Below are 8,069 nucleotides of genomic sequence, written 5' to 3' on the forward strand. Positions count from 1 at the left end.
GCAGACCGGTCATCGCCGGGGCCGGGTGAGCCAGACCCTGCGGATCCCTACCCCAGCGGGGTAAGGTCTGACGGGGCTGTGGCGGCTGCGCCCCGGGCGGCGGCGTCGCCCCCTTCGCCCTGGATCCCGGCAACGCCGGCTGTGGACGATCGCGACGGACATGCTGTCCTGACCCGGCCCCGCGGAACGCCGGCTTCGCGTCATCCGTGCGCCCGCGAACCGCCTGGCGAGAGGTTCGACCCGCCTCGGGGCCTCCGGGGGCGCGGAGCGTCGAGCGGCCTACCCGGCCGTCCCGTCGTCGGCCGGGACCAGGGCGCCGCTGAACTGCGCGGAGTACAGCCGGTGGTAGGCGCCCCGGGCGGCGAGCAGCTCCTCGTGGGTGCCGTGCTCGACGATGCTTCCGCCGTCCATCACCAGGATGAGGTCGGCGTCGCGGATCGTGGACAGCCGGTGGGCGATCACGAAGCTGGTGCGGTCGCTGCGCAGCGCGGCCATCGCGTGCTGCACCAGCACCTCGGTCCGGGTGTCGACCGAGCTGGTGGCCTCGTCGAGGATGAGCAGCGACGGGTCGGCGAGGAACGCCCGGGCGATGGTCAGCAGCTGCTTCTCACCGGCGCTGACGTTGCTCCCCTCCTCGTCGATCACGGTGTCGTAGCCGTCGGGCAGAGTGCGCACGAACCGGTCGACGAACGTGGCCCGCGCGGCGGCGTGGATCTGCTCGTCGGTGGCCGCGGGATTGCCGTAGGCGATGTTGTCGCGGATGGTGCCGCCGAACAGCCAGGTGTCCTGGAGCACCATGCCGATGTTCGAGCGCAGGTCGTCGCGGCGCATCGCGGTGATGTCGACGCCGTCGAGGGTGATGCGGCCGGCGTCCAGCTCGTAGAAGCGCATGATCAGGTTGACCAGCGTGGTCTTGCCCGCGCCGGTCGGGCCGACGATCGCGATCGTGTGCCCGGGGTCGGCCACCAGCGACAGGTCCTCGATGAGAGGCTGGTCGGGGTTGTAGCGGAAGGACACGTGCTCGAACTCGACCCGCCCCCGCCGAGCAGCGGGCAGCACCGCGTCCGCGGCGTCGGGGGCCTGTTCCTCGGCGTCCAGCAGCTCGAAGACCCGCTCGGCCGACGCCACTCCCGACTGCAGCAGGTTGGCCATCGAGGCGACCTGGGTCAGCGGCTGGGTGAACTGCCGGGAGTACTGGATGAACGCCTGGACGTCGCCCAGGCTCATCGCCCCGGTGGCGACCCGTATGCCTCCGACGACGGCGATCGCGACGTAGTTGAGGTTCCCGATGAACATCATCATCGGCATGATGACCCCGGAGATGAACTGGGCGCCGAAACTCGCCTTGAACAGCTCCTCGTTCCGCTCCCGGAACACCTCCTCGACCTCCGGCCGGCGTCCGAACACCTTCACCAGCTCATGGCCGGTGAACGCCTCCTCGATGTGGGCGTTCAAAGTGCCGGTGTGGGCCCACTGCGCGACGAACAGCTTCTGCGAGCGCTTGGCGACGAACCCGGTGACGACCATCGAGAGCGGGATGGTCACCAGGGCGATCACCGCGAGCAGCGGTGAGATCACGAACATCATCACCAGCACGCCGACCACCGTCAGCAGCGAGGTCAGCAACTGGCTCAGCGTCTGCTGCAGGGTCTGGGAGACGTTGTCGATGTCGTTGGTCACCCGGCTGAGCAGCTCGCCGCGCGGCTGGCCGTCGAAGAACTTCAGCGGGAGCCGGTTCAGCTTGTCCTCGACGTCCGCCCGCAGCCGGAACACGGTGCGCTGCGTCACGTCGTTCAGCAGGTAGCCCTGCAGCCAGCTGAAGATCGACGCGGCGACGTATAGTCCGAGGGCCCACGACAGGGTCGTGCCCAGCGCGCCGAAGTCGATCCCGTGGCCGGGGACGACGTCCATCCGCGCCAGCATCTCGGCGAAGTTGTCGTTGCCCGACGCGCGGGCGGCCTGGACCGCCTGCTCCGCCGTCGTCCCGGTGGGCAACTGCCTGCCGACCACGCCGCTGAAGATCAGGTCGGTCGCGCGGCCAAGGATCTTCGGCCCGATGACGGCGAACACCACGCTGGTCACGGCGAGGCCGATCACGGCGAGGATCTTCGGTCGTTCGGGGTCCAGGCGCCGGATCAGCCGCCGGGTGGAGGGCCCGAAGGTCATCGACTTCTCCGCGGGCATCCCGGCGCCCCCGAAGGGCCCTCGCCCGAAGCCGCCGCCCCCCGCGGGCGGGCGCGGGCGCGTGGGTGCCATGGGCCGGTCGCTCATACTGCGCTCTCCGCGGTCAGTTGGGACTCGACGATCTCGAGGTAGGTCGGACAGGAGTCCAGCAGCTCGTCATGGGTGCCGATGCCGACGATCACGCCGTCGTCCAGGACGATGATCTGGTCGGCGTCGGCGATGGTCGAGACCCGCTGGCCGACGATGACGACGGCGGCCTCGGCGATGTGCGGGCGCAGGGCGGCGCGCAGCCGGGCGTCGGTGGCCAGGTCCAGGGCCGAGAACGAGTCGTCGAACAGGTAGATCTCAGGCTTGCTGACCAGAGCGCGGGCGATCGAGAGCCGCTGCCGCTGCCCGCCGGACACGTTCGTGCCGCCCTGCGTGATGGGCGCCGCCAGGCCCTCGGGCATCGCCTCGACGAAGTCGCGGGCCTGGGCGACCTCCAGCGCCTCCCACAGCTCCTCGTCGGTGGCCTCGGGGTTGCCGTAGCGCAGGTTGCTGGCGACGGTGCCGCTGAACAGGTACGGCTTCTGCGGCACCAGGCCGATGCGCGTCCAGAGCATCTGGGGGTCGAGGTCGCGGACGTCGACGCCGTCGACCGACACGCTGCCCGATGTGGCGTCGAACAGCCGGGGCACCAGGGACACCAGCGTCGTCTTACCCGACCCGGTGCTGCCGATGACGGCGGTGGTCCGTCCCGCGACGGCACGGAACGAGATGCCGGACAGCACCGGCGCCGCCGCGCCCGGGTAGCGGAACTCGACGTCACGCATCTCCAGCTCGGCGTGGCTGCGCACCTGCCGCACCGGGTCCTCCGGCGGGCGCACCGACGATTCGGTGTCCAGCACCTCGCCGATGCGCTCGGCGCAGACGGCGGCGCGCGGGATCATCATCGAGATGAAGGTCGCCATCATCATCGAGGTGAGGATCTGCATCAGGTACATGAGGAACGCGGTGAGGGCGCCGATCCGCATCTCACCGCCGTCCACCCGGGCGGCGCCGAACCAGAGCACGGCGACGCTGGAGGCGTTCAGGATCAGCATCACGGTGGGGAAGATGAGCGCGGTCAGCCGCCCGACGCGCAGCGCGGTCCCGGTCAGCGCCTCGTTCGACCGGGCGAACCTGCGGGTCTCCTCGCGTTCCCGGACGAAGGCCCGCACGACGCGGATGCCGGAGAGCTGCTCGCGCAGCACCTGGTTGACCTCGTCGATGCGGGTCTGCATCTCCCGGAACTGGGGGACCATGCGTGAGACGATCATGCCGATCGAGATCAGCAGCGCGGGAACGCAGACAAGCATGAGCCAGGACAGGCCGATGTCCTGCCGCAACGCCATGATGATGCCGCCGAAGCCCATGATCGGCGCGGCGACCAGCATCGTGCAGGTCATCACCACCAGCATCTGGATCTGCTGCACGTCGTTGGTGCTGCGGGTGATCAGCGAAGGCGCTCCGAACTGGGCGACCTCCCGGGCGGAGAACCCGCCCACCTGGTGGAAGACGGCCGACCGGACGTCCCGTCCGAACCCCGCCGCCACGCGGGCCCCGTAGTACACCGCCGCGATCGAGCAGGCGATCTGCACGAGCGACACCGCCAGCATCCAGCCGCCGGCGGACAGGATGTAGCCGGTGTCGCCGGTGGCGACGCCCTGATCGATGATGTCGGCGTTCAGGCTGGGCAGGTACAGCGAGGCGATGGTGCCGACCAGCTGGAACAGCACCACGGCGATCAGCGCGGCCGAGTGGGGCCGCAGGTAGGTGCGAAGCAGCCGGCTCAGCATGGGCGGGCACCGTCAGAGGCGGCGTGGCGGGAGGTCGGAATCACGCGGAACACGCTATAGGACGATGTAGGTCATGGCCGCCGAATAAGTCGCCACCGGCTCCGGGCCTGTGCCCGGCGCGGGCCGAGGTCAGGCGCGGGCCGAGGTCAGGCGCGGGCCGAAGTCAAGCGCGGGCCGGATGTCAGGCGCCGCCGAACACGGCCGGGTCGATGGCCGCGGCGATGGCGGCGGCACCGGCGTCGCTCGGGTGCAGGTGGTCGCCGGTGTCCAGATCGGCCCGGTAGGACGACGGCCGCCGGGGGTCGCGAAGGGCGGCGTCGATGTCCAGCACGGCGGCGAACTCCGGCGTGCGCCGCACCCACGCGTTCACCGCGCCCCTGGTCCGGTCGCCCTCCTCGGTGTAGTACCCGGGGAACACGGTGCCCTCGAACGGCGGGAGCGTCGCCCCGACCGGAACGACTCCCGCCGCCCTGGCCTGCCGGGCCAGCGAGGTGAGGCCCTCGATGAGATCGTCGGCCGCGGGCCGGGGAAGGTCGTACACCGCGGCGAGCCCGATGTCGTTGATGCCCAGCTCGACGATGACGTGCGTGACGCCCGGGACCTCCAGCGCGTCCCGCTGGAACCGCGACAGGCCCGCCTCCCCGAAACCGTCGCGCAGCAGCCTGTTGCCGGCGATCCCCATGTTCAGCACGGGAGTCTTCAGCCGCCGCGACAGGTGGTCGGGATACCGCTGGTTCGCGCCGGGGGTCGTGCCGTCCCCGTCGGTGAGCGAGTCGCCGAACGCCACGATGACCGGCTCGTCCCGTACCGGTTCCAGCACGTCGACCCCGGTCACGATGTGCAACGCGGTGATCTCCTCCGCCCCGGGGACCTCGGCCTTGCCGGTGGCGTCGCCGGGCGTCACGTAGCCGGCCTGCAGGGCCGCCGGATGCCCGGTGACCGGTCCGGTGGCATCGGGGAGATGGAGGCTGACCGCCAGCTCGAAGTCGTCGTCGAAGGGGAACTCCACGGGGTCGGTCACGACCTCCGCGCCCGCGGGGATCTCCACCGACGTGTCGCCGCCGAAGGTGACCACCGTGCCGGTCGCCTCCGAGACGCGGCCCTCGCCGAGGTGGGCCGCGACGCGAAGCGCGCCGACGAGCAGGGGCTGCTTGCCGAAGAGGTTGCTCAGACGCAGGCGCGACGTCGTACCGCCGCGGTGCAGGTGCAGCACCTGCCGGACCGTCTGGTCGGCGAAGCGGGGCGAAGACGCGAAGGCGAGCGCGTCATAGGGACTGGCCGGAGCGGCGCGGTGGCGTGGCACCCAGTTCAGCGTCATGGAAGATCTCAACTCACGGCCGCCGCCGATTACTCCCGCCTTCCCGCGGGCTCCGCAGGGCATGCCGCGGAGCCCGCCCGCCACCGCGGCGACGCCGGACGCGCCGGACCGCCGCCGGGTGGCACTTCACTGGAGGACAGGGCGCGCCGGCGCCGTCAGCAGGAGCCGAGCATCGTCGTCAGCGCGCTCTTCTCCGAACTCTGCACGGTGAGGCTGTAGTACCACTTGACCTGGATCCACGCCCGCGCGTAGGTGCACCAGAAGGAGGCCAGTGACGGCTTCCAGGTGCTCGGGTCCTGGTCGCCCTTGGCCTGGTTGACGTTGTCGGTGACGGCCCACAGCTCGGGACCGCCCAGGTCGTTGGCGTAGGTCTGGCGCTGCGAGGTGGTCCAGGCCCAGGCGCCCGACCGCCACGCCTCGGCCAGCGGCACCATGTGGTCGATGTCGACGTCGGAGGCGGCGGTCCAGGTCGCCCCGTCGTAGGGGCTGTACCAGCTGCCGGAGGTGGACGCGCAGGCGGAGTCGACCACGACGCCGGAACCGTCGCGCTTCAGCACCGTCTCGCGGGTGTTGCAGGAGCCGGAGATGGTGATCCAGTGGGGGAACAGGTCGCGGTTGTAGGTCGACTGGTGGGATTCGGCGGCGACGGTGAGCGAGGCCAGGCGGGAGGCGGCCGTGCTCGCGGAGGGGATGTTGGGCGGGGTGGCGCTCGCGGGCTGGGCGGTCAGGGTGATGGTGAGGGTGATGCCGGTCAGGGTGGCGAGCACGCCGGCGAAGACTCGTTTCACGAGCCTGCCCTTCTGCCTGCGGCCCCGGCCAGGTGGGGGGTCCTGGTCTCCGACGGGGCCGCTCGACAGTTGGACAGTCGCGAATTCTGACAAATCCAGAAATGTCAGGGTTTGATTAGGTATATGGCGGCTCTTCGTCGGGCATCGCCAACGCCCTCAGCGGGTGGTGCCCCTGCCTGCGCCGACGCCCCGCCGGGCCGGGCCCCGATGGCCGCCTCGGCCCGGTACGCCCAGGTGAAATTCTGGTTACCCGCCGACGAAACCGCCCGCCGCCCGTGCACATGGGGGGCCGCGAGAAATGTCGGCGGGCTCTGATAGAGGTTGGACATGGGCGTGAGCGTTGATGAATTCCTCCAGATGCTGGACAGGCTTCCCGAGGTCAAGCAAGCCGACGGCGGCGGCTGGACCGCACTGAAGGTGCGCGGAAAGGGCTTCGGCTACCTGTGGGAGCAGACTGAGACCGTCGGCCTCAAGGCGACGATCGAGGAGCAGCTGGCTCTGGTGGCCGAACGGCCCGAGGTGTTCGAGGTCCAGTTCACCATGGGCCGGTTCGGATGGGTCGTGGTCCACCTCGACAAGATCGACGCCGACGAGCTGTTCGAACTGGTCACCGAGGCCTGGTGCCTGACCGCCCCCAAACACCTGGTCGAAGCCCACGAGTCCAGCCACTAACCCCGCCACCCCACCCAAGCCGAGCTCCCACCCCAGTCGGGCATCCCTCCCACCAGATCTCGGGCCAGCTACCTGGCCCGTCCGCGCCCTACCACCTAGGGCGATCCGGTCCACCGCCGCTCGCTCGGCACGCCCCCCAGGAGACCGGGCTGCCGCCGGCGCCCTACCACCAGGTCTGACAGCGAGTCCCCCCACCCCGACCCAGCACGCACAAAACCGGCGCCGCGGCGGCGGGGAGGAGTACGGCGAAATCGGCGCCGCTGTACGGCGGCGAGCCGGTGAGCCTCTGCGCGGGGTGCGAATCGACCGTCTGCGGCCGGGGTGCTCTGGTCGGGGCGACCGTGTCTAATCTTCCAGGGGTGGCGAGGTGGGTGAGGTCACTCGGGCGTGGACGATCCAGCCGAGGAGCGCGCCGACGCCGTACCAGAGCAGGTCGGGAGGGTTGAAGGTCGAGCCGAGCACCAGCCGGGCAGGCAGGCTACGGGCGGCCAGTTCGGCCGGGATGCCTGTGAGCTGGGCGAACTCGATCATCCAGCTCACGCCCAGCGCGATGGCGGCTGCCATGACCGGCCGGGTCCGCGGTGCGACCAGCAGCACCAGGGTGTACACCAGAACCGTTTGAACTCCTCCTCGGCCTGAAGGCCGGAGATTCTCCCGTCGCGTCGGGGTTAAGCGGCGCGCGGGGGTTGACGCTTCGCAGACTGGGCAGCCCCGAGGTCTCCACGTCCTGACACCGGCATTCCGACGGCGTTGTTGATATTGATCGCGGCGTTGGTGTCGGCATGCCCGACCCAACCGCACGCGGGGTTGGCGCAGGCGTACCTGATCTGGTCCCGGGCCGCCGGGTCACGGTGGCCGCACTGGTGACAGGTCTGCGAGGTCCCCCGCGCGGGGACCTTCACGACCTGGCCGCCCCGGTCGGAGGTCTTGTATTCCAGCAGGGTGACCGTCCGGCCCCATGCTTCCGCAGCGATCGAGCGGTTCAGCCCGGTCTTTTGCGCGACGTTCACGCCGGGGTTGTCGACCGTGCCGGTGGCCGACCGGACCATGTTCGTGACCTTCAGGTCTTCCACCACGACCACGCTGAAGGTGCCGGCGAGTTCGGTGGTGGTCTGGTGCTGCCAGTCGACGGCTCGGCGCTTGGCTGTCGCGCGGAGCCGGGCGATCTGGTCGTAGGTGCGGGCCAACCGATGCGAGGCCGGCTCACCACGATGCCGGGTGCGCCGCTGGCGGGCCGACTTCTTCTCCAGTCGGCGCAGGTGTTGTTTCTCGCCGTCGCTGAGCCAGGGC

At 70.4% G+C, this 8,069-nt stretch carries 7 protein-coding genes; 1 reads left to right on the forward strand and 6 read right to left on the reverse strand.

Annotated elements, in window-relative coordinates; genetic code table 11:
- Positions 1–279 precede the first annotated feature (279 nt).
- From MYF83_RS40510 to MYF83_RS40525, 4 genes are all read right to left on the reverse strand, one after another.
- Positions 280–2,166, reverse strand: a complete 1,887-nt coding sequence (locus MYF83_RS40510; protein ID WP_248966129.1) for an ABC transporter ATP-binding protein — start codon at positions 2,164–2,166, stop codon at positions 280–282.
- Between the two features lie 101 nt (positions 2,167–2,267).
- Positions 2,268–4,001 carry an ABC transporter ATP-binding protein gene (locus tag MYF83_RS40515; RefSeq protein WP_248966130.1) on the reverse strand — a complete coding sequence of 578 codons (1,734 nt, stop codon included), beginning with the start codon at positions 3,999–4,001 and terminating at the stop codon, positions 2,268–2,270.
- Positions 4,002–4,182: 181 nt separating this feature from the next.
- A complete protein-coding gene (locus MYF83_RS40520; RefSeq protein WP_248966131.1) occupies positions 4,183–5,319 on the reverse strand; it encodes a GDSL-type esterase/lipase family protein in 1,137 nt (378 codons plus the stop codon).
- Between the two features lie 155 nt (positions 5,320–5,474).
- Complete coding sequence (locus tag MYF83_RS40525) at positions 5,475–6,107, reverse strand: HNH endonuclease family protein (RefSeq protein WP_248966132.1); 633 nt, start codon at positions 6,105–6,107, stop codon at positions 5,475–5,477.
- Between the two features lie 357 nt (positions 6,108–6,464).
- On the opposite strand from MYF83_RS40525, the gene MYF83_RS40530 reads away from it, so the two are divergent.
- The gene (locus tag MYF83_RS40530) at positions 6,465–6,779 is read left to right on the forward strand and encodes an MmcQ/YjbR family DNA-binding protein (RefSeq protein ID WP_372500397.1); all 315 of its coding nucleotides are present in this window, start codon (positions 6,465–6,467) and stop codon (positions 6,777–6,779) included.
- Between the two features lie 345 nt (positions 6,780–7,124).
- Here the strand turns inward: MYF83_RS40530 and MYF83_RS40535 are convergent, their stop codons facing one another.
- Positions 7,125–7,388: a ribosomal maturation YjgA family protein gene (locus MYF83_RS40535; RefSeq protein WP_248966134.1), complete on the reverse strand. Its 264-nt coding sequence runs from the start codon at positions 7,386–7,388 to the stop codon at positions 7,125–7,127.
- 59 nt (positions 7,389–7,447) lie between these two features.
- Positions 7,448–8,069 (reverse strand): RNA-guided endonuclease InsQ/TnpB family protein (locus MYF83_RS40540; protein ID WP_248966135.1); only part of this gene is annotated, 622 nt, incomplete at its 5' end.

It is taken from the genome of Sphaerisporangium perillae, from assembly GCF_023276435.1.
GTDB lineage: Bacteria > Actinomycetota > Actinomycetes > Streptosporangiales > Streptosporangiaceae > Sphaerisporangium > Sphaerisporangium perillae.

Coding starts and splice junctions, on each gene's coding strand:
- MYF83_RS40510 (WP_248966129.1), bottom strand. CDS start 2,166: ATGACCTTCGGGCCCTCCACCCGGCGGCTGATCCGGCGCCTGGACCCC.
- MYF83_RS40515 (WP_248966130.1), bottom strand. CDS start 4,001: ATGCTGAGCCGGCTGCTTCGCACCTACCTGCGGCCCCACTCGGCCGCG.
- MYF83_RS40530 (WP_372500397.1), top strand. CDS start 6,465: ATGCTGGACAGGCTTCCCGAGGTCAAGCAAGCCGACGGCGGCGGCTGG.
- MYF83_RS40520 (WP_248966131.1), bottom strand. CDS start 5,319: ATGACGCTGAACTGGGTGCCACGCCACCGCGCCGCTCCGGCCAGTCCC.